The sequence below is a fragment of the Prevotella sp. oral taxon 306 str. F0472 genome, from assembly GCF_000257925.1.
GTDB classification, from domain to species: domain Bacteria; phylum Bacteroidota; class Bacteroidia; order Bacteroidales; family Bacteroidaceae; genus Prevotella; species Prevotella vespertina.
The window spans coordinates 34,590-60,342 of the sequence record NZ_AJIN01000035.1 but is presented as its reverse complement, the minus strand read 5'-3'; the positions used below and the strand labels follow the sequence as shown (position 1 = coordinate 60,342).

At 41.8% G+C, this 25,753-nt stretch carries 21 protein-coding genes; 5 read left to right on the top strand and 16 right to left on the bottom strand.

The genetic code is table 11. The features are described 5' to 3' along the window. Positions 1 to 144: 144 nt before the first annotated feature. Entirely contained in the window at positions 145 to 3,891 is a 3,747-nt protein-coding gene (purL, locus tag HMPREF9969_RS05090; RefSeq protein ID WP_036895103.1) for a phosphoribosylformylglycinamidine synthase, read from the top strand. A gap of 527 nt (positions 3,892 to 4,418) precedes the next feature. Here the strand turns inward: purL and rseP are convergent. From rseP to tsaB, 6 genes are all read right to left on the bottom strand, one after another. Beyond that, positions 4,419 to 5,819 (bottom strand): RIP metalloprotease RseP, encoded by a 1,401-nt coding sequence (gene rseP, locus HMPREF9969_RS05085; protein WP_004382777.1) that lies wholly within the window; start codon positions 5,817 to 5,819, stop codon positions 4,419 to 4,421. Between the two features lie 13 nt (positions 5,820 to 5,832). Further along, on the bottom strand, positions 5,833 to 6,990 hold the full coding sequence (locus tag HMPREF9969_RS05080) for a 1-deoxy-D-xylulose-5-phosphate reductoisomerase (RefSeq protein WP_009434777.1): 1,158 nt from the start codon (positions 6,988 to 6,990) through the stop codon (positions 5,833 to 5,835). A 23-nt stretch (positions 6,991 to 7,013) separates the two neighbouring features. Beyond that, positions 7,014 to 7,535: a ribosome maturation factor RimM gene (rimM, locus tag HMPREF9969_RS05075; protein ID WP_009434771.1), complete on the bottom strand. Its 522-nt coding sequence runs from the start codon at positions 7,533 to 7,535 to the stop codon at positions 7,014 to 7,016. 227 nt (positions 7,536 to 7,762) lie between these two features. After that, positions 7,763 to 9,076: a UDP-N-acetylglucosamine 1-carboxyvinyltransferase gene (gene murA, locus HMPREF9969_RS05070; protein WP_009434746.1), complete on the bottom strand. Its 1,314-nt coding sequence runs from the start codon at positions 9,074 to 9,076 to the stop codon at positions 7,763 to 7,765. Positions 9,077 to 9,079: 3 nt separating this feature from the next. Then, entirely contained in the window at positions 9,080 to 9,679 is a 600-nt protein-coding gene (locus tag HMPREF9969_RS05065; RefSeq protein WP_036895130.1) for a DUF4290 domain-containing protein, read from the bottom strand. Positions 9,680 to 9,753: 74 nt separating this feature from the next. Next, positions 9,754 to 10,446: a tRNA (adenosine(37)-N6)-threonylcarbamoyltransferase complex dimerization subunit type 1 TsaB gene (tsaB, locus tag HMPREF9969_RS05060; RefSeq protein WP_009434776.1), complete on the bottom strand. Its 693-nt coding sequence runs from the start codon at positions 10,444 to 10,446 to the stop codon at positions 9,754 to 9,756. Positions 10,447 to 10,533: 87 nt separating this feature from the next. Between tsaB and HMPREF9969_RS05055 the strand changes: the two genes are divergently transcribed. From HMPREF9969_RS05055 to nadD, 3 genes are all read left to right on the top strand, one after another. Next, the gene (locus HMPREF9969_RS05055; protein WP_009434781.1) at positions 10,534 to 11,412 is read left to right on the top strand and encodes a YicC/YloC family endoribonuclease; all 879 of its coding nucleotides are present in this window, start codon (positions 10,534 to 10,536) and stop codon (positions 11,410 to 11,412) included. A 70-nt stretch (positions 11,413 to 11,482) separates the two neighbouring features. Further along, a complete protein-coding gene (gene gmk, locus HMPREF9969_RS05050) occupies positions 11,483 to 12,100 on the top strand; it encodes a guanylate kinase (protein WP_009434750.1) in 618 nt (205 codons plus the stop codon). Then, the gene (gene nadD, locus HMPREF9969_RS05045; RefSeq protein WP_009434755.1) at positions 12,101 to 12,757 is read left to right on the top strand and encodes a nicotinate (nicotinamide) nucleotide adenylyltransferase; all 657 of its coding nucleotides are present in this window, start codon (positions 12,101 to 12,103) and stop codon (positions 12,755 to 12,757) included. It abuts the gene before it with no gap. On the opposite strand, the gene HMPREF9969_RS05040 is transcribed toward nadD, so the two are convergent. After that, the gene (locus tag HMPREF9969_RS05040; protein ID WP_050899968.1) at positions 12,748 to 13,743 is read right to left on the bottom strand and encodes a helix-turn-helix domain-containing protein; all 996 of its coding nucleotides are present in this window, start codon (positions 13,741 to 13,743) and stop codon (positions 12,748 to 12,750) included. The two genes, nadD and HMPREF9969_RS05040, sit on opposite strands and share 10 nt — an antisense overlap. Before the next feature lie 365 nt (positions 13,744 to 14,108). On the opposite strand from HMPREF9969_RS05040, the gene HMPREF9969_RS05035 reads away from it, so the two are divergent. Beyond that, complete coding sequence (locus HMPREF9969_RS05035) at positions 14,109 to 15,551, top strand: lipopolysaccharide biosynthesis protein (protein ID WP_009434772.1); 1,443 nt, start codon at positions 14,109 to 14,111, stop codon at positions 15,549 to 15,551. An 11-nt stretch (positions 15,552 to 15,562) separates the two neighbouring features. Here HMPREF9969_RS05035 and HMPREF9969_RS05030 read toward each other — a convergent pair whose 3' ends face one another. The 9 genes from HMPREF9969_RS05030 to HMPREF9969_RS04990 form a co-directional block, all read right to left on the bottom strand. Then, a complete protein-coding gene (locus HMPREF9969_RS05030; protein ID WP_009434728.1) occupies positions 15,563 to 16,525 on the bottom strand; it encodes a glycosyltransferase in 963 nt (320 codons plus the stop codon). A gap of 7 nt (positions 16,526 to 16,532) precedes the next feature. Continuing rightward, positions 16,533 to 17,957, bottom strand: a complete 1,425-nt coding sequence (locus HMPREF9969_RS05025) for a DUF6080 domain-containing protein (protein WP_009434726.1) — start codon at positions 17,955 to 17,957, stop codon at positions 16,533 to 16,535. 1 nt (position 17,958) lies between these two features. Next, positions 17,959 to 19,308, bottom strand: coding sequence for a DUF6080 domain-containing protein (locus HMPREF9969_RS05020; protein WP_009434724.1), 1,350 nt, complete (start codon positions 19,306 to 19,308; stop codon positions 17,959 to 17,961). A 72-nt stretch (positions 19,309 to 19,380) separates the two neighbouring features. After that, on the bottom strand, positions 19,381 to 19,767 hold the full coding sequence (locus tag HMPREF9969_RS05015; protein WP_009434752.1) for a GtrA family protein: 387 nt from the start codon (positions 19,765 to 19,767) through the stop codon (positions 19,381 to 19,383). Position 19,768: 1 nt separating this feature from the next. Continuing rightward, positions 19,769 to 20,380, bottom strand: coding sequence for an HAD family hydrolase (locus HMPREF9969_RS05010; protein WP_009434760.1), 612 nt, complete (start codon positions 20,378 to 20,380; stop codon positions 19,769 to 19,771). Positions 20,381 to 20,392: 12 nt separating this feature from the next. Next, entirely contained in the window at positions 20,393 to 21,271 is an 879-nt protein-coding gene (locus HMPREF9969_RS05005) for a decaprenyl-phosphate phosphoribosyltransferase (protein WP_009434766.1), read from the bottom strand. After that, positions 21,271 to 22,296 carry an acyltransferase family protein gene (locus HMPREF9969_RS05000; RefSeq protein WP_009434734.1) on the bottom strand — a complete coding sequence of 342 codons (1,026 nt, stop codon included), beginning with the start codon at positions 22,294 to 22,296 and terminating at the stop codon, positions 21,271 to 21,273. Before HMPREF9969_RS05000 ends, HMPREF9969_RS05005 begins: the two co-directional genes overlap by 1 nt. Positions 22,297 to 22,329: 33 nt before the next feature. After that, complete coding sequence (locus HMPREF9969_RS04995) at positions 22,330 to 23,445, bottom strand: acyltransferase family protein (RefSeq protein ID WP_036895100.1); 1,116 nt, start codon at positions 23,443 to 23,445, stop codon at positions 22,330 to 22,332. After that, positions 23,442 to 25,277, bottom strand: coding sequence for a phosphoethanolamine transferase (locus HMPREF9969_RS04990; protein ID WP_009434742.1), 1,836 nt, complete (start codon positions 25,275 to 25,277; stop codon positions 23,442 to 23,444). The genes HMPREF9969_RS04995 and HMPREF9969_RS04990 overlap by 4 nt, the downstream gene beginning before the upstream one ends. Positions 25,278 to 25,753 lie beyond the last annotated feature (476 nt).

Here is a 25,753-nt window from a genome sequence, read left to right as displayed (position 1 = left end):
AGCCCATAGAAGATAAGTGCAAGAAGATAAAAAACACTCGCTAACATCGTTCCATACACCAAAAAAGCCACAACAAGCTACCATATATCCAAAGTAATTCGTATCTTTGCAAACAGAAGTAACACCAAATTTTATATACAGACTATGATTCTTTTCTTCAGAACTCAGTCCAAAAGCGTGATTGCCACAGAAGTCAATCATGCATTGTCCGACACGGAAATCAACGAACTTTGTTGGCTCTATGGCGATGCCACCTACTTGCAGAACGAACAGACACTGCAGGGCTTCTATGTGGGACCACGCCGTGAGATGATTACTCCTTGGAGTACGAATGCCGTCGAGATTACTCAAAACATGAGTCTTGACGGCATTTTGCGTATAGAGGAGTACTTCCCTGTAAGCAGCAAAGAGGCTGATTATGACCCGATGTTGCAACGTATGTATGATGGTCTGGACCAGACTATCTTCACTGTCAACCACGAGCCAGAGCCTATCAAGCGTGTGGAGGACTTAGAGAAGTTCAACGAAGAAGAAGGTTTGGCACTCTCACCAGAGGAGATGGAATATCTCCACAAGATTGAGAAGCAGAACGGTCGACCACTCACCGACTCTGAAATCTTCGGTTTCGCACAGATTAACTCTGAGCATTGCCGCCATAAGATTTTCGGAGGAGAGTTCGTCATTGATGGTAAGGTGATGGAGAGCAGTCTCTTCAGCCTCATCAAGAAGACTACAAAAGAGAATCCAGGTAAGATTCTTTCAGCCTATAAAGACAACGTAGCTTTCGCACAAGGTCCAGAGGTTGAACAGTTTGCGCCAGCAAACCAGAGTACATCCGACTATTTCCGAGTAAAGCCTATCGAGAGTGTTATCTCTCTGAAAGCCGAGACCCACAACTTCCCAACTACCGTTGAGCCATTCAATGGAGCAGCAACAGGTACGGGTGGTGAGATTCGCGACCGTATGGGCGGTGGCGTTGGTTCATGGCCTATCGCAGGAACAGCAGTCTATATGACCGCTTACCCTCGTCTGACAGAAGATGACGGTACAACTCCAGCCTTACGTGATTGGGAAGACATCCTTCCTGTCCGTCAATGGCTCTATCAAACTCCAGAGCAGATTCTTATCAAGGCATCTAATGGTGCGAGCGATTTCGGTAACAAGTTTGGTCAGCCATTAATTACTGGTTCACTACTCACATTCGAACATCAAGAGAATGGTGAGAAGTATGCTTACGATAAGGTAATTATGCTTGCAGGTGGCGTTGGTTATGGTACCAAGCGCGACTGTCTGAAGGGTGAACCACAGGCTGGTAACAAGGTAGTTGTTGTCGGTGGCGATAACTACCGCATCGGACTTGGTGGTGGTTCTGTATCATCAGTTGATACGGGTCGTTATTCAAATGGTATTGAGTTGAATGCCATACAGCGTGCTAACCCAGAGATGCAGAAACGTGCCTATAACCTTGTACGTGCATTGGTAGAAGAAGACAACAACCCAGTTGTTTCCATCCACGACCATGGTTCTGCAGGACACTTAAATTGTCTTAGTGAGTTAGTAGAAGAATGTGGTGGTAAGATTGATATGACACAGTTACCAATCGGTGATAAGACACTGAGTGCCAAGGAAATCATTGCTAACGAGTCACAGGAACGCATGGGCTTGCTCATCGACGAGAAGCATCTTGACCACGTGAAGAAGATTGCCGAACGTGAACGTGCTCCAATGTATGTTGTTGGTGAGACAACAGGTGACGCCCACTTCTCATTCGTACAAGGCGATGGTGTAAAGCCATTCGACTTAGACGTAGCTCAGATGTTCGGTCATTCTCCAAAGACAATCATGAAGGATGAGACCGTTGAACGCAAATATGAGAATGTTTCTTATAGTATAAATAAGGTGGAGGAATACCTCCAGCGTGTGCTTCAGTTGGAAGCTGTGGCATGTAAGGACTGGTTGACTAATAAGGTTGACCGCTCTGTTACAGGTAAGGTAGCCCGTCAGCAGTGTCAGGGTGAGATTCAGTTGCCACTCTCTGACTGTGGTGTTGTAGCCTTAGACTATCGTGGTCATAAGGGTATTGCAACCGCACTCGGTCACGCTCCGCAGGCAGGACTCGCTTCACCAGAGGCAGGCTCTGTTCTTTCAGTAGCCGAGTCGTTGACCAACATCGTGTGGGCACCATTGGCAGACGGCATGGATAGCTTGAGCCTTTCAGCCAACTGGATGTGGCCTTGTCGCTCACAGAAGGGTGAGGATGCACGTCTTTACAGTGCGGTTAAGGCTTTATCAGACTTCTGTTGTGCTATCGGTGTGAACGTTCCAACAGGTAAGGACTCTCTTTCTCTGACCCAGCAATATCCTAATGGAGACAAGATTATCTCTCCAGGAACCGTCATCGTGACGAGCGGTGGCGAGGTGAGTGATGTTCGTCAGGTGGTTTCTCCTGTACTTGTGAACGATGAGAAGAGCCACATCTATCATATCGACTTCAGCTTTGATGAGCAACGTTTAGGAGGTTCCGCATTCGCCCAAAGTCTCGGGAAGATAGGTAGTGACGTTCCAACTATCAAAGAGCCGCAATACTTCTGTGACTGTTTCGATGCCATTCAAGAGCTTATCCGCCGTGGATGGATACTCGCTGGACATGATATCTCGGCTGGTGGTTTGATTACAACCCTACTTGAGATGACCTTTGCCAATACAGAAGGTGGATTGCATATTGACCTTCAGAACATCCAAGGCAATGATGTTATCAAGAAGTTGTTCGCTGAGAATCCAGGTGTAGTAATACAGGTTGCGGATGAGCATAAGGACGATGTACAAGCATTCTTACAGGAGAATTGCATTGGATTCGCATGTATCGGTGCTCCACGAATCAATCAACGTGTACTTAACATAGCTGATGGCGAATGGAAGGTAGAACTCGATATTGATGCTCTACGTGACACATGGTATAAGACCTCTTACTTGCTCGATCGTAAGCAGAGCATGAATGGTATGGCGAAGAAGCGTTACACGAACTATAAGAAGCAGCCTATAGAAATGAAATTCAACGCTGACTTCACTGGTACGCTCAAGCAATATGGATTGGATGCTGACCGATGGAAGTCATCAGAACCTGCCACGAACCATGCAACGCCAAAGGCTGCTATTATCCGTGAAAAGGGTACTAATGGTGAAAGAGAAATGGCTTATGCACTTTACTTAGCTGGTTTCGAGGTGAAAGATGTCACTATGACCGACCTTATCAGCGGTCGTGAGACGTTGGAAGAGGTGAATATGATAGTCTTCTGCGGCGGTTTCTCCAACTCTGACGTGCTCGGTTCTGCTAAGGGATGGGCTGGTGCATTCCTCTATAACCCAAAGGCTAAGCAAGCACTCGACCGCTTCTATGCACGTGAGGATACCCTTTCACTCGGTATCTGCAATGGTTGTCAGTTGATGGTGGAACTGAATCTCATCAATCCAGAGCACAAGCACCGTGCACATCTATGCCATAATACAAGTAAGAAGTTCGAGAGCACCTTCCTCAATGTAGCCATCCCACAGAACAATAGTGTAATGTTTGGTTCATTAAGTGGTGATAAACTCGGTATATGGGTAGCACACGGAGAGGGACGCTTCTATCTCCCAGAGGCAGAAGACAAGTACAACATTGTTGCGAAATACAACTATGCAGAGTATCCAGGCAACCCTAACGGCTCTGATTATAACGTCGCAGGAATCTGCTCACAGGACGGTCGTCACCTCGCAATGATGCCTCACTTGGAGCGATCTATATTCCCTTGGCAACAGGCTTACTATCCTCGTGAGCGTCGCAAAGACGAGATAACTCCATGGATTGAGGCCTTCGTCAATGCACGTAAGTGGGTTGAGAGTAAGTTATAAGGTGCCTCACCCCCACCCTCTCTACAAATGGCGAGGGGAACAAATATAACTATTTGCGGACGAAAGGAGGCTCTCCTTAACACGAAGAGAGGCTCTCATTAATACAAGGAAACGCCCTTCTCATATCGAGAAGGGCGTTTCCTTGTTTGTATATATGCGCTTCACAATAACACGACATAGCACTTCTAAACACGAACACCTATTATATAACATCGCTCACACACGTATATCAAGTTAGTTTCACCATGGTGAAACATAAACGTCACCATGGTGACACAATATTATCACCATGGTGAGAAATTCGTTTCACCATGGTGAAACGAATACAAGATACGGATTTAAAAGACACAAGACGCATGATACAATCGAATAAGACATAGGAGTGACGATTCTAACACTAGGATAATACACATAAAAAGAGATGTATCAAGAGTTAAGCAACACCTAAGCTCTTGATACATCTCGCAGTCCTAACTAGCTTCCGTTAGGCATATACCCTCCGTTCAGAGGGACTTGTGGGGGCATTATTACATCACATGCAGCCAGCGAAGGATGTCATTAAGGTTGGCAAACACCATTAATATAATGAGAATCGTTATACCAGCATACTCTGCCCAAACCATAAACTTCTCTGATGGCTTGCGACGTGTAATCATCTCATAAAGCAAGAATACCACGTGACCACCATCTAACGCAGGGATAGGAAGGATGTTCATAAAGGCTAGAATAATGCTCAAGAAGGCTGTCATCGACCAGAACATATACCAGTCCCAATAAGGAGGGAAGAGGCTACCTATCGAGCCGAAGCCACCAATACTCTTTGCTCCATCTGCTGAAGCAAGGTAACGGAAGTTGCCGACATAGCCTCGTAGAACGTTCCAACCATGCTTTGCACCAGCGGGGAAGCTCTCAAGGAAACTATATTGAACCTGCACTGGCTTATAGAAAGAGGCTAAGCTCGACTGGTAAACGCCCAGTTTCAAGTCGGGAGTCATAACCATTCGCATGGTATCGAGCTTTGTTGCGCCCTTATGCTGCACCGTTAAGACAACGGAGCGAGCTGCAAGTGAATCCTTATGGGTGTTCTTCACCGCCATAACATCATCTAAGACGCCTGTCTGATAATTCATGTCTGACCACGTCTCAACAGCTTTTCCATTGATAGACTTGATAACATCGCCTGCCTTCATACCTGCTTTAGCGGCTGGGGAACCGCTCATAACACTATCAACTTGTGCTGGAATAAATGGCTCAACGAAGTAAGGACGGGTCTTAATCATGGATAACATATCCATATCTCCTGGTAACTTAATGCTCTGTTTCTTACCATTACGCAGCACATCAACACGCTTTGCCTGTGCAATCTGGCGGAAGAAATCGCCATTGACATTAGCGAACTCCCGGAAAGAACCTTGGTCAGTACCCAACATAACGTCATGGTCTTTGAATCCCAAAGCCTTTGCATCAGCATTGAAACGCATTCCCATGGTCATATCAGATACCTTGAAGTAGCTGTCTCCCCATGTGAACATAATCATCGAATAGATGAATAATGCGAGGACGAAGTTGACTAACACGCCACCAATCATTATTAAGAGTCGTTGCCATGCTGGTTTAGTACGGAACTCCCATGGCTGTGGTTCCTTCTTCATCTGTTCCCTATCGAGGCTCTCATCTATCATTCCCGATATCTTACAGTATCCTCCCAGGGGCAACCAGCCCATGCCATATTCGGTATCGTCCTTCTTCGGCTTCCAACTGAAGAGTTTACCTGACCACTTACCGATGTTCACATCGAAGAATACAAAGAACTTCTCCACACGAACTCCAAAGAGTTTCGCAAAGAACATATGTCCGCCTTCATGTAGCAAGACAAGTAAAGAGATTGCCAGAACGAACTGAAGCAATCTGATTAGAAATGTTTCCATTGTTATATAACCATTATTTATTGTTCATAATTGATTGTGCCACACGACGCGCCTCAGCGTCTGTTTGCACATAGATATCGTAATCAGGATTCTTATCAAAGGCTACACGCTGCATCGTCTGTTCGATGATGTCGCCCATAGCAAGGAATGAGCACGCACCTTGACGGAACCCAGCATTGACAATCTCATTGGCGGCATTAACGATACACGGCATATTGCCACCTTTATTAATAGCCTCATACGCCATCGCTAAACACTTAAACTTCTCCACATCGGGTTCGAAGAACTCTAAGGAATGAGAGAAGAGATTCAAACGGTCGCCATTGAGCGGCAATCGCTTAGGGAATGAGAAGGCATATTGTATAGGAAGGCGCATGTCGGGCACTCCTAATTGTGCCTTCACACCGCCATCCACGAATTGTACAGCACTATGGACTATCGATTGCGGATGTATCAATACCTGGATTTTATCTGCAGGAACGCCAAAGAGCCACTTAGCTTCTATCACTTCAAAACCCTTATTCATCAACGAGGCGGAGTCTATGGTAATCTTTGCTCCCATCTCCCACGTGGGATGTTTAAGTGCGTCAGCGGCTGTGACAGACTTCAACTGTTCGTGCGTGAAGGTGCGGAAAGGACCTCCTGAACAGGTGAGAAGTATCTTCTCTACCTCGTTATTATCTTCTCCTACCAGACTTTGGAAGATAGCACTATGTTCGCTGTCCACTGGTAAGATGGGTGTGTGATATTGCTGTGCGAGCTGCAAGATAAGCTCTCCCGCCACAACTAAGGTCTCCTTATTAGCCAGGCAAATCTTCTTCTTTGCCTTGATAGCATGTATAGTTGGAGCTAGTCCCGAGTAGCCTACCATCGCTGTAAGTACCATATCAATAGATGGCGACTCGACGATTTCTTCCAATGCTTTCGCACCAGCATATACCTTTATATCGGGTATATCGGATAGCGCAGAAGACAGTGATTCGTAATAGTTCTCATCGGCTATGACCACAGCAGATGGATGGAACCTGCGGGCTTGGTCAGCCAGTTCTTTCCAACGCTTGTTAGCTGTTAGCGCATAAGCCTCATAGAGGTCGGGATGCTGACTAATGACATCAAGTGCCTGTGTACCTATGCTACCAGTGGAACCTAATATACAGATTTGTTGTTTCATTTGTATTTCCTTTATACGATGAGTTATAGGTCGAGCAGTCCAGCAGGAATGCGCATGGTTATCGTCTGACCTATGGTATCAGCCTTAACGATTAAGTCGTTGCTTGCAGGTATTAGAACATCATTCCCCTCAGACGTTACCACTTCGAAGAGCGTATTTACTGTTGTCTCATCAACGGCAGTAATCTTTCCGATGGTTCTCTTTGTTTGCTCGTCTATTAATGAGTAGCCCACAATCTGCGCCCAAGACACATCTTCGGTTCGTTCTGCCGCCAACTTGCGCGGAAAGAACACATCACAACCCGTAAGCTCACGTGCTTGTGCCTCCGTATCAATATCACAGAATTTCATAAGTGCTATCTCATCCGAACGGAAACGATACTCTTCCATAAAGAAAGGAACAAGTATTCCATCAATATCCAATACTAAGTAATCGGCATCAACAGCATCAAAAACGTCATCGGAGAACTGCAGTTGCAACTCTCCGTGTACGCCATGAGGTTTCCCTATGCGCCCTATCTTATAGACTTCTTCCTTCTTTATCATCTCTTTATCATATACCAGCAATGCTGATAAAACTATAGCTTACTTCAATACCAAATGGTGTGTTCTATAAAAGGGTTGACCTTTTTATGAAAAAGGGTAGACCTTTTTGCCCGAAAAGGTAGACCTTTTTGTGGAAAACCGTCTACCCTTTTGCAGAAAATGGTAGACCTTATTTATCTAAAATCTACCACCTGCACTCTCAAAGAGCGATTCCAGATACGACAAAGCTAACAGATTTCTGCTCTGCGAATCTTTGCCCCCAACGCATTTAGTCGCTCTTCTATATTCTCATAACCACGATCGATTTGAGCAATATTATCGATTCGGCTTGTTCCTTGTGCTGATAGAGCAGCTATCAACAAAGCGATACCTGCACGAATATCAGGACTTGACATGCGCCCAGCACGTAATATCTTAGCATGGTCATGACCGACTACCACAGCACGATGAGGGTCGCAAAGAATAATCTGCGCACCCATATCAATGAGCTTATCCACGAAGAACAATCGACTTTCAAACATCTTCTGATGGAAGAGAACACTACCTTGTGCCTGCGTTGCGACAACAAGTAACACAGAGATAAGGTCTGGTGTCAAGCCTGGCCATGGTGCATCACTGATGGTCATAATCGTTCCGTCAATGAAAGAATCTATCACATAATGATCTTGACGTGGGATGATAAGATCGTCACCATCCACTATTATCTGTACACCCAATCGATGGAATGTATCGAGAATCAAACCGAGGTTCTGGATAGAAACATCCTTTATACGAACGCCATCACCAATCATTGCAGCCATACCGATAAATGAGCCGACCTCAATCATATCGGGTAGTATATGGTGTTCGGTTGCTGACAACTTCTGCACACCTTCGATGGTTAGCAAGTTACTTCCTATGCCCGTAATCATCGCACCCATAGCATTCAACATCTTACAAAGCTGTTGGATGTAAGGCTCACAAGCTGCATTATAAATCGTTGTAGTGCCTTCCGCCATGACTGCCGCCATAATGATATTAGCCGTACCAGTTATGGAAGCCTCATCCAAAAGCATGTACTGTCCAACTAACTTATCGGCCTGTATCTCATATACATCACGATCTTCCAATCGAACGAAACGCGCACCCAAATTCTTAAAGCCTAGGAAGTGAGTATCTAAACGGCGTCTTCCAATCTTGTCACCACCTGGTTTTGCAATCGTAGCTTTACCAAAGCGACCTAACAAAGGACCGATCATTAACACACTACCACGCAATGACGAACACTTCTTAACGAAGTCCACACTCTCCAAATAGTCTAAGTTTACCTCATCAGCCTGGAATGAATACTCATTCGGGGCACGCTTCTTTACCTTTACGCCAATATCCTGTAACAACTTAATCAAGTTATTGACATCTAGGATATCAGGTACATTGTAAATGATTACCTCTTCGGTTGTTAACAATGTTGCACATATCACTTCCAATGCCTCATTCTTAGCACCTTGTGGCGTAATCGTACCACTTAAGCGATGTCCACCTTCTATAATAAAAGACTCCATGTACTATCTTCTCTTCTTATTACGAGGCTGAGCAAGCTCCCTCTCATTTATTTTATCAAACTTAAAAGAGTCCAGATCAAGTTGTATCTGACCATTCGTAAAACGCGCAAGGTCTGAAGCCACCTTCTCATCATCGCTTGATCCATGTCCCCATTGTACCAGACTCCGTTTCATCTGGTTAGCAATTGAACGAACGAAAGCATCTCGCTCTGCACCAGGCTCCATTGTCTTCAACTTGTCAAAAGCCTCGAAAAGTAACTTACCATAATGCCGAATAGGTATCCTCGATGTTGAGTAAGACATTGGTTCAGGCTTCGTTGCTATCTTCAATGCCTGTGATACGTCACAAGGATAATCAATATCTAACTTAAAATTAGACATCAATGCCAAGTGATCCCACAGCTTATCCATGTGGTCAACATTCCCCCGACTCTGTGGATTCATCCTATCCATGATAGAAATGATGGTCTCCGCACAATGCTGCCGTTCCTCCTTTGTAGGCAAACTAACCGCATAATCAACCATATCTTGAATCTCTCGTCCGTATTGCGGAAGCATGAGTCTCTCTCGTTGGGTATTATAATCTAATCCTTCAATATTCATCTTTGAGGTTTGAACTTTTGAACTCTGAGGATGGAACATAAAGCCCTTCCTCATCAACAATCATAATCTATTAATTACAACAGAGGCTTTGCCTGTTTAGCAACAAAGTCTTTCAAATAGAATGGAACGAAGTAAGCTACATCCTCAAACTTACCTTCTGCCATTCGTTTCTCTGCTAACGGGAACATGTTCTTAGCCACTGGTTCGATATTCTTAATCAAATGGGCATTAGGATGATTGATAACTTCCATGCACTTCTCTGCACCATCCCCAAAGAAATAAACTGGTCCTTTATCAAGGAACTCTTTGTATGTATCACCATCAACCACATCAGCTTGAATCGCACGAACAGCCTTTAAGCTACGGTCATAAACGGCAGAATAAACCTCCATACGTCGTGCATCAATCATCGGAACAAGCAATGCTTCCTCTTCTATTGACTCATGATGTAAAAGAATAGGAACAGCTAGTAATTCCAAAGTTGGCACTGCCAACAATTTTATATTACGTCCATAACAAATGCCCTTTGCCATGGATACACCTATACGCAAGCCTGTATATGAACCTGGACCACAGCTAACAGCCACAGCATCGAGCGTTAACTCGTGGCTATCAACAAAGGCTAAGGCCTCATCAACGAATGTTCCTAACTTCTCGGCATGATTGGGACCACTATTATCTACCTTATCAAAGATACAAGTCCCATCCTGACTTACTGCAACAGAGCACACATTTGTGCTCGTATCAATGCTTAATATACAAGACATAAAATATAATTATGTTCTAAAAACATGCAAATATACTCTTTTTTCCCGCATTATTTGTACATTTGCAGAAATTTAACTTGAAAACTAATGATACTATCAATGACAGGTTACGGTAAGTCTGTTGTAACCTACAAGGAAAAGAAAATCAATGTAGAGGTTAAGTCTCTTAATAGCAAGTCACTTGATCTTTCTACACGCATTGCCCCACTCTACCGAGAGAAAGAGATGGAGATTCGTCGTTTACTTGCACAGAAGTTAGAACGAGGAAAGGTTGATTTCTCTCTCTGGGTAGAGAAGGAAACCATTGTTGATGCGACTCCAATCAATGCAGCTCTCGTCGAGAACTATTATAAACAAATAAAGACTATCGCAGAGAAGACTGGTATACCAGAACCTAACGATTGGTTCACCACCTTGCTCCGAATGCCTGATGTGACTGCAAAGATTGATGTTGAGGAACTTGACGAGGCTGAATGGGAGGCTGCAAAGGAAGCCATTAACGAGGCTATCAACAAGCTCATTGACTTCAGAACACAAGAGGGAGCTGCGTTACAAAAGAAGTTTACAGAGAAAATCGATAATATCTCTGCCCTCTTAAAGAGCATAGAACCCTTCGAGAAGAGCCGTGTTCCAAAGATTAAAGATAAGATTATTGATGGCTTAAAGCAGATCCCCGAGGTTGATTACGATAAGAATCGTCTAGAGCAGGAACTCATCTACTACATCGAAAAACTTGATATTAGTGAGGAGAAACAACGCTTAACTAACCACTTGAAGTACTTCCGTGAGACAATGGCAGAGAGTGGTCATGGTGTAGGAAAGAAGCTAGGCTTTATCGCACAAGAGATGGGACGCGAAATCAATACGACTGGTTCTAAGAGCAACCAAGCCGAGATGCAAAACATTGTCGTTAAGATGAAAGATGAGCTAGAGCAGATAAAAGAGCAGGTTCTTAACGCTCTTTAAATAGCCCAACTCACCTCAATAGTAATCCATAGAATCAATCCAAAACAAGACAAACACCCAACTCAACAATATGTCGAATCAATTTTCTACCCCCCAGCCAGAAGCCTCGAAGGATGCAAAAAGCGCTGGTAAACTATTGATATTTTCGGCTCCATCAGGTGCAGGAAAGAGCACCATCGTTCAGTGGTTAATGCAGGAACACCCAGAACTAAGGCTTGCTTTCTCTATTAGTTGTACCACTCGTGCGCCACGAGGAACCGAACAGGATGGTGTTGAATACATCTTCCTTTCCCCCGAACAATTTAAAGAGAGAATCAAAAATGATGACTTTCTTGAGTATGAGGAGGTGTATAAAGATCGTTTCTATGGTACTTTGAAAGAACAAGTAGAGCATCAATCTGCTGCTGGACAGAACGTTGTCTTTGATGTAGATGTTAAGGGGGGATGCAATATCAAGAAGTTCTATGGGGAGCGCGCATTGAGTTTCTTCATACAACCTCCATCTCTAGACGAACTCCGCCGACGCTTGGTTGGCAGACAAACGGATAGTGCTGAAGCCATAGAAAACCGCCTTGCAAAAGCTTCCTACGAGCTTACTTTTGCTAACAAGTTCGATAAGATCATCGTCAATGATGACCTCGACAAAGCTAAACAAGAGGTTTACGAGATGATTAAAGCTTTTATATAAATGGTTCAAAAAACCCAACAAACACCAGATTCACCTTCTTCTTTTAAGGAATTACACCCCTCCTCTATTCCTTCTAATGAAGAGGGAGGACTGAAGGTGGGTATCTTTGGAGGTTCTTTCGACCCTATTCACAATGGGCACATAGCTCTTGCTAAAGCCTTTCTAATAGAGAAAGAACTTGACGAAGTATGGTTCATGGTCTCTCCACAGAACCCTTTTAAAGTGAATCAAAGGCTCTTGGATGATCATCTCCGACTAGAGATGGTAAGGCTAGCTATACTCGATGAACCGCATTTCAAGGCTTCCGACTACGAGTTCCACCTATCGAAGCCTTCTTATACATGGAACACTTTACAACATTTAAAGCATGACTTTCCTCATCACACATTCACTCTTCTTGTTGGAGGAGATAATTGGAAAGCCTTTAACCATTGGTATCATGCGGAGGACATCATCACTCATTATCATATAGTGGTGTATCCTCGTCGTGACCACACGCCGTCTTCTTCCCTCTTACCAAAGAATGTTAGCATACTTCAAACGCCACTAATTGACATCAGCAGTACGGCTATCCGAGAAAGAGTGAAGCAAGGCGAACCCATCACAGGATGGGTTCCCTCCAGGATTGAAAACGCTATCTTACAATATTACAAGTAAGGACCTTCACCCTTACTCTTAGCTTTCTCCAAATTATATAAGGGTAAGTTCTCTTCGTGCTGATTATCTGGCATCATCCTATACTCCGATGCCGTTACTCCTGCACAACGCTTAAAGAACTTACAAAAAGCACTTAGTGTAACGAAATGAAACTCATCAGCTAACACTTTCAAAGACTTATTTGAATATCTAAGTTCCAGCTTTATCAAGAGGAGCAAAGCCTTATCAATGATTGCTTTTGCCGTATCTCCAGTCTCTTTCTTTACTATCATCCCCAAGTAATGGGTACTTACACACAGCTTTGAAGCATAAAAGTCAATCTCATGCTGAGCCTTTGCATATTGATCAACAAAGTACAAGAAGTGCTCAATCAACTCTTTGCTACGTGACCACGTATCGTCGTTTTGAGGCATTCTCGACTTATATAGCGACATTGCAAAAGCCATTGCCGACTCAAAGAGGGCTTTCATCGCCTCTTCATTTGCCATCGATTGAATGTTAGCTAGCGTATAAAGCTGACGAATATATTGGCTCCATATATCTAACTCAAAGTCCTGCATATGGAAAGAGAAGCAAAGATTAGGAGACAAGAAGCGTTTAGGAAGTCTTCCATGAAATATCATCTTCAGGTATTCTTGCGTCATCATAAATCCATCAAAGGTTATATCACGCCCTAAAGCATCCTCTTTAATAGCAACACCCCAGTTGATAAATAGAATGTCACCAGGCCCACAACGATACTTCTTAAAGTTGATGACAGGTTCACACCACCCACTTTTAATGATGATAACATGTAGAACATCCAACCTTACCAAGTCTGTCTTATCATGGACTGGACTAAAGGGAGGAATACAACCAAGGCCTATAGCAAACTCAGTCCCTACATATATATCACCTCCAATATTAGCTTTGTTGCTGGCTAAATAGGATACAATTTTCTCAAAACTAGTGGTTCTTACACTTGAAATTAGTTTGTTCTCTCTCATTCTGTTGTATAAATTGTCGCAAAAGTAAGTCTTTTCTACCAAATAAGCAACAATCATGTCCTTTTTAGAACATTTATTGTCCAAAATAAGAAACACCCTCTCTTTCGTATAAATATGTACTTTTCGTGTATGAAAGAGACGCCCTTCTCTATTTGAAGAGAGCCTCTCTTCCATGTGAAAAGGGCGTTTCGTTGCTATGAGAAGAGCCTCTCTTTGATTCTAGGAAACAAACTGAAGCGATTAAACAAGCAATCTCTTTGGTTTCTCATGAGAATACCTTATATTTGCAACTCAAATATTTTTTGTTATAACAAAGGCTATCGAACAAGAGAACTAGAAGTTTGCTGATAGCTTAAAAGACAATCATGGGAAAAGAGACACTAAGGGAGAAGACTGCAAAGGGACTCTTTTGGGGGGCATTGAACAATGGCACCATGCAGCTTCTCAATATAGTTATTGGAATCTTCTTAGCACGTTTGCTCTCACCAGCCGACTATGGTTTGGTGGGGATGTTAGCAGTATTTACAGCCATTGCTAGTGCTTTACAGGAGAGCGGATTCACCTCAGCTCTTGCCAACATGGAGCATCCAAAGGATAATGACTACAATGCTGTGTTTTGGTTCAGCACCTTCGTTGGATGGCTCTCTTACGCTGTCTTATTCGTTTCAGCACCTTTGATAGCCTCATTCTTCCATCATCCAGAACTCATAAACCTATCTCGCTTTATCTTTGCATCGCTGTTATTCTCATCCATAGGGACTGCTCCTGCGGCCTACCTATTCAAGAATATGATGGTGAAAGAGACCACTCTTTTGCGCATCACTTGCTTAGTAATATCGGGCGTGGTGGGTATTGTGCTTGCACTGAAAGGTTATGCTTATTGGAGTTTGGCGTGGCAACAGGTCCTTTACATTGCTCTCACCAGTCTATGGCGATTCTTTATTATTCCTTGGCGACCCACGTTTCACATCGACTTCACCCCTATCAAGCACATGTTCTCATTTAGTTATAAGATCTTAATAACCACTGTTGTGAACACAATAAGCCAAAACATTCTGACCTTTATATTCGGTCGGTTGTATAGTGCAAAGGCTGTTGGCAACTTCTCGCAAGCCTTCAAATGGGACACAATGGCTAGTACCTTCGTCTCTGGTACTATATCACAAGTAGCGCAACCAGTACTCGTTGAGGTGAATAATGATACCTGTCGACAGGTAAAAGTATTCCGTAAAATGCTCCGATTCACCGCTTTCTTAGTCTTTCCAGCAATGTTTGGTCTATCGATGGTTGCACATGAATTCATTATTCTTCTAATATCTGATAAGTGGATGGATAGCATTCCCTTACTACGAATCCTTTGTATTAGTGGAGCCTTCCTACCCTTTTATACAATGTATCAAAACCTTATTCTCAGTCGAGGAAGGTCCACTGTCTATATGTGGTGTACAATATTACTCATCGTAGCACAGGTTTTCTTCATTGTTCTTTGTTATCAACAAGGCATCGTCTTCATGGTGAGTGTCTATACCATCATCACGATTCTTTGGCTCCTTGTTTGGCAATATTTCGCAAATAAGGAGATAGGTATTAGATTGCAAGACATACTGAAGGACATTAGTCCTTACCTATTAGTTTCTGCTGCAGTGATGGTTATTACCTATCTTATTACATTATGGATACACAGCCTCATCATCCTCTTGTTGGCAAGAGTGGTTATAGCCGTTTCACTCTATTATATTGTTATGAAAGTAGGAGGCTCGCAAATACAACAGGAATGCATCAACTACTTTCGTCGTAAGAAAGGCTGATTAAAGAGTTCTTAGTGGTACATATATAATTGCATGATGGGATAGAGCATTGCCCGAAAGAGCTTCATCAAGCCACCACCAGGTGTATGAAATAGTTTCTTATAGTTCCTTGTTAGCAAATATTGTAGGCGCAAGAATGCAATGAAACCACCCCTCGTTTCCATCCTCATAGCCTCTCTTGCTTCGATGAAATCATGCTTTTCTGAGGGTAAATCAACCATCAATTCCAGTTTACCCCGATAGATAGGTAGGGCTTTATTACGCATCTCATGATAATGCAGAAGGCACCATTTCAACTCGTGTACAGCATTCTTCCAGGATGGTAAACTCCGACTATAATCATTGTAAGTAGTGGCTTCTACATGACGACGGAAGTTCACTAACACTTGGTTACAGAATACAACACTATCATAGGATGCCGCAATAATGCTCAATACAGCATCATAGAGAGTAACCTTAAAGACGGGATGTTCGATGGGTGGTAACAAATGAATCAACTCTTGCTTACAAAGTAGTGTGTGCCCAGGTAAGCCTAGGAACATCATACGAAAGATGTTCACATTGCGTTCTCTACCATCAAAATAAGCAAAAGAACCATCATTTGAGAAAGGACGAGAGTGCCCACTACAAAGCATCTTATCCCCGATACAACTCATTTGATTGGCTATCTTATCAACTTCCCACACATCATCTTGATCAGAGATAGCAATATAATCACCCTCTGCGCGGTGTATGGCTGATAGGAAGTTAGGGTTTACACCATGCTTCCCTTCGTTTCGATAGATTCGAATGAGGGGATTCTTTATGGCGTACTCCTCTAATATATCCCACGTACCATCTGCCGAATTATCATCCTGAATGACAATTTCATGAATTGGATACGACTGCTTGAGGATGGAATCAAGCTGCTCTCTCAAATACTTCTCACCATTATAAGTACAGAGAACGATTGATACAGTAGCCTTATTACTCATAACTTTTTCAGAGTGTAAAGATGGTTAGTACACTATTATAAACGATGAGATAGAAGGCTATTAATGCTGTAAACAACGTGATGGCAGTACGCTTTCTACCCGAAGTGGACTTTATCAAGAATCCAATACACAAAGGAATGACATACGCCCAATGCGCTGTCATGATGTAAACTTCGTTTATTCCAAAGCCTAAACCTATATGGAGTATCATATCAAGAGCGAAGAATGACAGCGTCATCCACATTAGTTTACTGCGCTTTCCAGCCCATATACCACACAAGAAAAGTAATACAATGAATGCTTCAATGACGTAATTAAAGAACCAATTATAGCTGACAAAGACTGGACGATCACGCATCACATCTCCTAAGGTGTAGCTCTGGTGTAATTGTAGAGACTCCCCAAAGAGATTCTCCACAATGGTTTTACTACGTGAGGTGGTTATGTCTGTCCAATTTAAGAAAGGCTGTTTACTAACAGGATCACCCGAGTGGGCATAACGTGGAGCACTATACTTTACCTTTAATTGTGCCTGTCGGTGCCGTTTCCATAACTGGTCGAACGCTGCCTTCTGTTGCTTATTATCTTTGATATGAGTCGTGTCACAAAAGGCTGTCCATAGTTTAGTTTTATCTTTCTTTACTGCTTGTCTCTCATTCATCTTGCGCTCTTTAACGCTATCAGCAACGAATGTTTTATACTCCCAAGCACCAAAGAACCATATAAGAACAGCTGGTAAGACAACAACAAAAATAAGGTTGTAAGGGCGAAAGAAACGCTTTCCTTTTGAGAAGAAGTCAGCAAGAAACACCTTTAACCCATTATTGAGAGAAACGCCAGCAGTAAGTAGGAAGAGAATAATTGCTTGTTTCTTCTTTAGCGGTTTGCCCTCTGCCATCTGTTTACCAGTAATGTATATCACTAGGAGAAGGAGGAAGAGTGATAGTATGAAATGGTCAGGTGAGACAGCAGCCAATAGAACATAAGCAAAAGAGAAGAGTAGAAAGGCAATAACAGCAGACTCTCTTTGTGATAGATGGAGCAGGTCTTTACCTATTCTCATCATCAATAGGAAGGCATAGAACGAACTAATAAGAAGAACAAATGCAACTAAGAATTGCACACAATTAACACCTAACAAACTTGTCAACCCATGGTTGATAAGGTACAAGGGATAATAGAAGAAAGCCAATAAAGGGTGCCTATGTACATCGTAAGCTGTCGACCAATCGGTGACAACACAATAAGTTAATGGGTCAAAGCCTGACACATGGAACCAGTCGAGGAAGTTCTTGCGATAATTCGAAGAAACAACCGAAAACACCGAATAATATGGTACGATGACTGTAGCCTGCATAATAATCTGCCATAGAAGAAACAGACAAGCAGGTAGACGTTCTGCCTTTCTTACTTTTGTAAACTGAGCCCACATATTATGATATTAGGTATTGGAATGTTTGTCCTGCATTATATATCCACAAATAAGCCGTCAGTAGAATGAGTGTTACACGCATGATTCTTTGCCAATTCATCGGTAATCTTTTCAACAAGAAACCATAAGCTATTGGGATGATAAATGCCCATCCTGCTGTCATAATATATACTTCCGTAATACCAAAACCAAGGATGAGATGCAAAGTGATATCGCATGCGAACCATGCAAGTAACATCTGGAAGAAGCGTTGCTTACAGCTAATAACAATGCCAATAACGAACAATAAGACAACAAAAGCCTCTACTATATAATTAAAGACCCAGTTATAAGACACAAAAATAGGTCTTTCCCATGACACATCCTTCAGCAAGTAACGTTGATGGAGTTGGATGGATTCACCAAAGAAGTTCTCTACAAGCGTTGGTACTCGTGGTGTGGATACATCCATCAACTTAGTTATAGCACCATCACCAACAGGTTGTCCGAGGTGTGTACGTTGCCATTCATTACGTTGTCGATTATGTTCTAAAACCTTTTGCGGGTCTTTCTTTAGATTCTCCTTTTCGATATGATGGATAACAGCCTGTTGTGGTACTTCTAATAGGTAGTACTGGGATTGCTGAATACCAAGCAACAATAAGAAGGGAAGAATGACTCCTATAATGATAAACTTAGTAGAGAATATCTTTTTCCCGTTGGTAAATAAACCTGCTAAAAGCGTCTTAGCACCATTGGAAGTAGCCATTCCTGCAGTGAAGAAAGTTAGTATGAGAGACTGCCAAGACGTTAATAACAGTCCTTTCTTCATCTTCACTCCTGTTATATAAAGCGTCATTGAAAGCAACATCAGCGATACTATGAAATGATCAGGTACCATTGAAGGAATGAGGATATGCCCAAAAGAGAAAAGCAAGAGCGTTAGCAGTGTTGCATCCTTCTGTTTCATCTCCATCACTTCACGGAATACACGATACATAAAGAGTACTGCATAGAAGGATGAAAAGATGATAATAGCAGCCATGAAATACACTGCAAAGTTATAACCAAAGGTTTGTATGAGCCAATGATTCAATAGATAGAGCGGATAAAGGAACGTTAAGTAAAGCGGATGACGGCTAGTTTCAAAGTGAATACGCATCCCAGAGATGGTTATCCACGACCAGTTATCATATCCAGACATACGGAAATGCTTAGTAAAAATGCTCCAGAAACCTCCATGTGCACCCATTGTATAGGTGTGATAATGGCTTGCTATCAATAAGCCATTAAACAGAATGAACACAAGAAGCATGGAAAGAGCAAGCCAACGTTCCTCCTTTCTTACCTTAAATATATTGAATATACGCATTAAATAATTGTTAATTAACAGCTGCAAAGGTACTAATTAAAGCAGAGCCAACCAAATGTAGTAATGTGTAAGTTACTTTCTATGCAAGAAGAAGCGCACCAATACGAAGTTAATTGGGACACATATAGCAAACATTGGAATCATGGCTATCTTCTTATCGAGCCCTAACATCAGAAAAGCATGCAGTGTAAGGGTTTGCAGGAAATAGTTTACTATATGTGAGAAAACAAAGCCTAAACCTCGCTTGGCAGTCGACTTAACACGGAAAGTATAGTGAGTTGAGGCGATATAATTAAAGGTGAAGCTCACAAAGTAACCAATAGTATTTGACAAGAGAGGCTGTAACCACAATAACATAAGTAAATAGATACCATACTGGATGGCTGTTGCTAAACCACCAACAATGATGAATCTAACGATTTCACCGAGTTTCTTCTTATCTAAAACATCCTTTCTCATCCTATTCCTCATTCTCTCTAAAAGGCTTATAAAAACCTTGATCGGCATAAGCTAATAGTTCTTTATCTCCACGACTATCGCCAAAAGCGATTAAAGTATAGGCATTGCGCTGTGGAAAAAGTGCTTGTAAGCGTCGCACTTTCTCTACTCCATAACAATTATTAGTGGTGAATTTGCCTGTTAAATGGTTATTGCTTATTTCAATCTTAGTACCCACAACGATAATATTATCACCCATTTCATCGAAGAAAGGGCGCACCCAATTATCTATACTTGCACTGATTATCACGACTTGAGCACCTTCCTCTATTGCATTCTTTATTACCTTCATTCCTTTTGGACGCAGGAGTTGCTTATTATGAAAGGCAAACTCTGTACAAAGATGGTTGAAATCGTCTACTAGCATACCCTTAAAGAACCATGAGAACACCCGTTGTTTTGCCTTCCAATTAGGGTAGAGTTTTAACTTCATGAGCACCAACAAGGGGGAAAACAATAAGAATCCCAACAAGAAGATAGTATTACCTCGAGCAAAACGAATAAACTCTATGAGTGTATCCTTCGTCGTTAATGTACCATCGAAGTCGAATGCATAAACCTTCTTCACCATCATCAAACTCCTTACTTATAGTACATAAATAATGAAAAGGAATGCTAATCCAAAAGCCAAAACGACAAATTGCATGAAACGATCATGCAACATCACCTTCGTCGGATCGCCACTTCTCTTATCAACAACAGCGATTTGGATATAACGCAATAGACCAACAAGAACAAAAACACTGGTTAGATAAAGGTAATCAGTGTGGAAGTTCTGTATTGTTTCGGGGCTAACAGTGTACATGATATAGCACACGAGGGTCACACTAGACGTTATTGTTATTGCTTGATTGATGAAAGTTAGGTTATAACGAATGGTATTTTGGCGTGGTGCATGCCCTGTTTCATTCATTCTAACGACATCATCTCGCCGTTTAGCAAAGGACAAGAATAACATGAGAAGAAAGGTCATTAAGACAATCCACTTACTTAGATGGATACTTGTTGCATATCCGCCAGCTAGGATTCGAAGCACAAATCCAAAGGAAACAACACACACATCAATAATTGCATACTGCTTTAACTTTAGGCAATAGGCTATGTTTAATAACCAATAAAATAGGATTACACTTGCAGTCTCTAGTTGGCTTTGACGTAACAAAAAGGTCGAAAGCATCGACAAAACGAACATCAAGAACATAAGTGTATAACCTTGTGTGATGCTGATTGCACCTGAAGCCATAGGGCGATGGCATTTTACAGGGTGTTGCCTATCGTCTTCAACATCGACAATATCATTCAGACAATAGATAGAAGAGGCTGCAAAACTGAAACAAAGGGCTGTGACAAGCCCTGCATAGACGGACTCTATATGCAATAACGCACCTCCGAAAAAGACAGGAAGGAGTACTACAAGGTTCTTAACCCATTGATGTGGGCGTATTAAACGAATGAGATTCTTCATTATTTCAGCTTATTCTCTAAGGGAGTTATAATTCTTTCTAACATTTGATGGACAATCCATGCAGCGCATAAGGTTATGCTGGTAGTTAATAAGAAGGTGGGCCAATAAGTCCAATGGAGCTGTTCCACATACGCTAATACAAAGTGGTCATGAATAAGATAAGCTTCTAGACTTAACGTTCCAACAAACTTGAAAGCCTTATTGATGGCTACTGGTGTACGACGAAACACTCGATTCAACAATAAGATGGTTGTAATTGTAAGCGGAATATATAACATTCTCTCTTGAAAAAGGGGGAATTGACCGTGCTTCTCTTGCTCTAAAAAGATGCTAGAAGCCAACGCCATGATGAATATTAACCATATCATCCATATTGAAGTACCATCCATTGTATCTTTCCGTTGCACAGATGCAGCCATATTAATGCCTATGAAGAAGATAGGAACTCTACTCCAAAAGATTTCCAAATGCCCGACAGCATTATTAATAGGTGTAACGTATTGTACTAATATACACCACATCAACATCACAACAGGCAACCATCGATAAATAGGGTGCGTGAGGATGAGCTTCATATAGAATGGACTCAAGAGATAAAGGAGCATGATTGCAGGGATATACCAGAACGTTAACTCATCATGTAACCAAAAGTCCCAATTGATCGAGATATCTCCTATCAAATCAATGATGCTTGTGCTATGTCCACTATGTTGTACAAAGGATAAGTCGAGGTAATCGGGAATATAATACAAAGAGGCTAAAAGCAACCAAGTTGGATAAATGCGTAAGAATCTACGAGTGAAGAAGTGGGACAAAGATGGGCGTTTGGTCCATGAGAACCAAAGTCCCATACCACTAAGAAAAAGGAAGATATCAACACCGATATTGCCCATTCTTCTCAATCCGAAGAACATGTCTTCACGAGGTAACCCTACATGGAATAGGATTACAAAGAGCATGGCTGCACCCATTAACTCACCTCGATAGCGGCTGATATTAGCCAATTCTATGTCCTTTATCTTCATATCTTTTCTTCGATGAATCCGTAACTTTTATACTTATCTGTTCTTTAGTCGAGGACTGGGAATACGTTTCATCAATTCTTTAAAGAGCCAAGCCAGGCAGATGGAACTGATAATATAGAGTAGAAGTCCCGTCCAGTAATCCCCTTCGCGAGACAGTGGTATGAAGATCTTACGCGTGATGGGATGACAAACAAATAGTGCTGCAGAAATGCTACCCACCCACGTAAGCATTGCCATAAAGCCTGTCTTATATTCTTTTTGTGCAACTTGCAATCTACTAGCTAGCTTTACAAAACTAACAGAAACAATACAAACTGCCAACGGGACGAAGTACCATGTGACGTAATTAAAGCTCATCAAGACGATAGCAAATAGTGAGAGAAGAAACAAAACAAGGTGAGTTGCTGTATTCAAAGGACGCATATAACGGGCATAAAGCACACCAAAACCAAATGGAAGCATACCTCCTATGAAATTATAACGCCATCTATTCAAGGCTTCTCCCTCAGGGTCACAAGCTAACTGGATGGCTGCACAGATAGCAATTAACAACACATTCCATACCCAATGGCGCCGATAAAGGCAAAGCCGATAGACAATATAGAACTGAATCATCAGTCCGAAGAACCAGTAAGGACCGGGCCATATAATGTCATCAGGGTGTGGTAAGAGGTTGTTAAAAAGTCCCATTTGACCGATAATATCTATCACTGCATAATGATGTGGGCTAGGTGTAATAGCATCCAACATGGTAAATGCAACAAAACCAACTATCATCATGCTGAATAACTTTAGCCAATGATACTTAATGAAGCACCAAACTGGTAACTTTTCCTGCACAAGTTGGCTATTTCCACGTGCTACTTCCTCCTGTTGCTCATACTTCATTGTCAATCCATAAGCCGAAAGGAAAAGGAAAACAGGTACTCCATAATGACCGAAAAAAGACAGAATATGAAAGAAGAAGAGTGTATCCAACGGACTATGTATCACATGATAGAACCAGTTAACATTCTCTTGAAAATACTGATACTCGTTCTCCTTCACCACAGGAGCTAGCCAGTGGAAATAGTTATGGAGGAATATTCCTATGATGGCAAGGCCTCTCAAGGCATTACACTCTGCTCTTGTCAAGAGTTCTCTTTTCATTTCTTTGCTTCAACAAGTTTATCGTAATCGGTCGTATTCTTTAATAATCGAGGTCGTCTCTCATCATACTTCGAACTCAAAATATTATATTCAGCATGATAATCCTTCGTATGTATGCCCGCTAAATACAATAACATGTGAGGCAAGGCATCTGTCATAAAACGACGATTCTTCGCTGCTTTAATCTCACGGAACACTTCTGGATGATTTGCAACATACTTCTTTGAACAATAAACCCAGAATGGTATCTCGAATTCAAACCTAGCCAAATCATAGTCAATAGCGGCTGAATGCTTCCTACAAATAAAACCTCTATTCCCTTCGTAACACTCTTCTCCATGGTCAGGCATATAAATGACGATGGCATCTTGGTTCTTGAAACGTTTGACGATTTGGTTTACTATTGAGTCATTGTATAGTATTGCATTGTCATAATGCGCCAAGACGCTACGTTCACTCACATTCAGATCACTCCGTTTGTTGGTATAATCATCTGCATGAAAGTGTCTTCTATCGCTTGGATAGCGTTGTTTGTAAGCCACATGTTGCCCAATTAGATGAAAGATGATAAGGTTATGATTGGTACTCTGCTGCTTCTCTTTTTTATCGAAGTCATCGAGCAAACCACTATCATATTGATATAATTGATCATTACGAGTATCAAACATAGCTTGAGAAAGCTCTGGATGATTTAAGAAGAAACCGCCACTAAAATCATAAACAGCCTCCTTTGCCTTTGGTAAGAACTGATTGGTAATGAATGTCACATGGTAACCAGCCTTACGAAAAAGCTCTGGGAAGAGAGGATAATCGCACCACTCGCCTTTCTCTCCGACCACATGTAGAGAAAAGACATTCTTAAAAACAAAGCTAGTAAGGTTCCATGGCGATACAACATCACTGAATGGAACGAGTAAACCAGACTTCTGTAACTTTATCTGTCGAGGCGTTGTTGGCATGAAGTAACCATACTGTTGCGAATGATGTTTACCATAACTTTCACCGATGATAAGGACAATATTAGGCGATTTAAACGTACAACTATCCACTTTCACCTTGTCTTTTGCCTCAATCAATCGGTCTATCTGCTGTGAAGCTAACTCATTTGCAAAGATGCTAAAGGCAAGTCTATACACGGGAAGATAGAACTGTGCGCAGTCACTCGTGGTCAGTTCATGTTCGACAGAACCTATCGTATCCATCGAAAACATCTGTACCATTTCCTTCTTATTATGCGCAGAAGTACAAGCAGACCACACCAATAAGCCCAAACTTAACGCTCCTAACACAGGCTGAAGACGATTAAAACCTTTGCAAAGAACCGCATAACTCTTCTGCAACTTATCAGGTAACTGCATCCTTACTTTGCCCCAGAAAGCACAAAGAATATGGATGAGCATTATCAACAGAACCAGCCCCACACCAGAAAAGAGTAGATCAGCACTGAAGTAACTACTAAAGAACTCACTTGCTTCTCTCCCATCTGTTTCCCCAACAAGCAGCAACATTGAAGGGTTTAATGTCGATTGGAACTTCTCCCAACAGAATACATCTGCCATCGTCGTTGCATAGGCAATAACATATAAGAAAGCACGAATCCATCGACGTACACGCATCGGGATGAATGTAAGCAATAGACATACAACATACAAATCAAGGAAGAGTTCCAACCAAAGATTACCATAGACACAAGCATCCGGATTGTCTCTTGGCAACTCTTCATACGTGACTAACACACCGATGAGATACATGAAGAAAAAGAATCGGCCATTCTCCTTAATAGGCTGATACACCTTATTTAATAAGCAAGCTACACTTCTCAAAATTTTCATATACACACTTTCATTTCCTTGCAAAGTTAACTTAAATTTATGATATGTCAACTTTTAACAACAGAATTAACATTATACTCTTTATATAAAGGTGCTTTTTCCAATCTCAATATACCCAATAAATAAAGTGACAAGGGCGCCTCATGTATACTTCAAAGGTAACAAGTAGACATCATAAAGATACTTTTCATCACGACACATAACTGACCATTTCAATTACACAAAACACCTTCTTATTCTTTTAACAATAACCTTTTAAATTAACAGAATCAACACCTTGTGATTATAAAACTTACAAATTAGAAACAAAAAGCATTATCTGGAAAAGAATACTGACCATATTGACAACTAAAAGGAAACAAAAATTCTCTATATTTGCACCAATAGACTAAAGGCGTAAATACAATCACTTAACGAGCACAAGACCTACGTCACAAAAATTATCAGATAATTAACAAGTTAGAGAGAACTAATCC

What these genes read in the sequence shown, in the direction of transcription:
- purL (WP_036895103.1), top strand. Translation starts at nt 145, where the DNA reads ATGATTCTTTTCTTCAGAACTCAGTCCAAAAGCGTGATTGCCACAGAA.
- rseP (WP_004382777.1), bottom strand. Translation starts at nt 5,819, where the DNA reads ATGGAAACATTTCTAATCAGATTGCTTCAGTTCGTTCTGGCAATCTCT.
- HMPREF9969_RS05080 (WP_009434777.1), bottom strand. Translation starts at nt 6,990, where the DNA reads ATGAAACAACAAATCTGTATATTAGGTTCCACTGGTAGCATAGGTACA.
- rimM (WP_009434771.1), bottom strand. Translation starts at nt 7,535, where the DNA reads ATGATAAAGAAGGAAGAAGTCTATAAGATAGGGCGCATAGGGAAACCT.
- murA (WP_009434746.1), bottom strand. Translation starts at nt 9,076, where the DNA reads ATGGAGTCTTTTATTATAGAAGGTGGACATCGCTTAAGTGGTACGATT.
- HMPREF9969_RS05065 (WP_036895130.1), bottom strand. Translation starts at nt 9,679, where the DNA reads ATGAATATTGAAGGATTAGATTATAATACCCAACGAGAGAGACTCATG.
- tsaB (WP_009434776.1), bottom strand. Translation starts at nt 10,446, where the DNA reads ATGTCTTGTATATTAAGCATTGATACGAGCACAAATGTGTGCTCTGTT.
- HMPREF9969_RS05055 (WP_009434781.1), top strand. Translation starts at nt 10,534, where the DNA reads ATGATACTATCAATGACAGGTTACGGTAAGTCTGTTGTAACCTACAAG.
- gmk (WP_009434750.1), top strand. Translation starts at nt 11,483, where the DNA reads ATGTCGAATCAATTTTCTACCCCCCAGCCAGAAGCCTCGAAGGATGCA.
- nadD (WP_009434755.1), top strand. Translation starts at nt 12,101, where the DNA reads ATGGTTCAAAAAACCCAACAAACACCAGATTCACCTTCTTCTTTTAAG.
- HMPREF9969_RS05040 (WP_050899968.1), bottom strand. Translation starts at nt 13,743, where the DNA reads ATGAGAGAGAACAAACTAATTTCAAGTGTAAGAACCACTAGTTTTGAG.
- HMPREF9969_RS05035 (WP_009434772.1), top strand. Translation starts at nt 14,109, where the DNA reads ATGGGAAAAGAGACACTAAGGGAGAAGACTGCAAAGGGACTCTTTTGG.
- HMPREF9969_RS05030 (WP_009434728.1), bottom strand. Translation starts at nt 16,525, where the DNA reads ATGAGTAATAAGGCTACTGTATCAATCGTTCTCTGTACTTATAATGGT.
- HMPREF9969_RS05025 (WP_009434726.1), bottom strand. Translation starts at nt 17,957, where the DNA reads ATGTGGGCTCAGTTTACAAAAGTAAGAAAGGCAGAACGTCTACCTGCT.
- HMPREF9969_RS05020 (WP_009434724.1), bottom strand. Translation starts at nt 19,308, where the DNA reads ATGCGTATATTCAATATATTTAAGGTAAGAAAGGAGGAACGTTGGCTT.
- HMPREF9969_RS05015 (WP_009434752.1), bottom strand. Translation starts at nt 19,767, where the DNA reads ATGAGAAAGGATGTTTTAGATAAGAAGAAACTCGGTGAAATCGTTAGA.
- HMPREF9969_RS05010 (WP_009434760.1), bottom strand. Translation starts at nt 20,380, where the DNA reads ATGATGGTGAAGAAGGTTTATGCATTCGACTTCGATGGTACATTAACG.
- HMPREF9969_RS05005 (WP_009434766.1), bottom strand. Translation starts at nt 21,271, where the DNA reads ATGAAGAATCTCATTCGTTTAATACGCCCACATCAATGGGTTAAGAAC.
- HMPREF9969_RS05000 (WP_009434734.1), bottom strand. Translation starts at nt 22,296, where the DNA reads ATGAAGATAAAGGACATAGAATTGGCTAATATCAGCCGCTATCGAGGT.
- HMPREF9969_RS04995 (WP_036895100.1), bottom strand. Translation starts at nt 23,445, where the DNA reads ATGAAAAGAGAACTCTTGACAAGAGCAGAGTGTAATGCCTTGAGAGGC.
- HMPREF9969_RS04990 (WP_009434742.1), bottom strand. Translation starts at nt 25,277, where the DNA reads ATGAAAATTTTGAGAAGTGTAGCTTGCTTATTAAATAAGGTGTATCAG.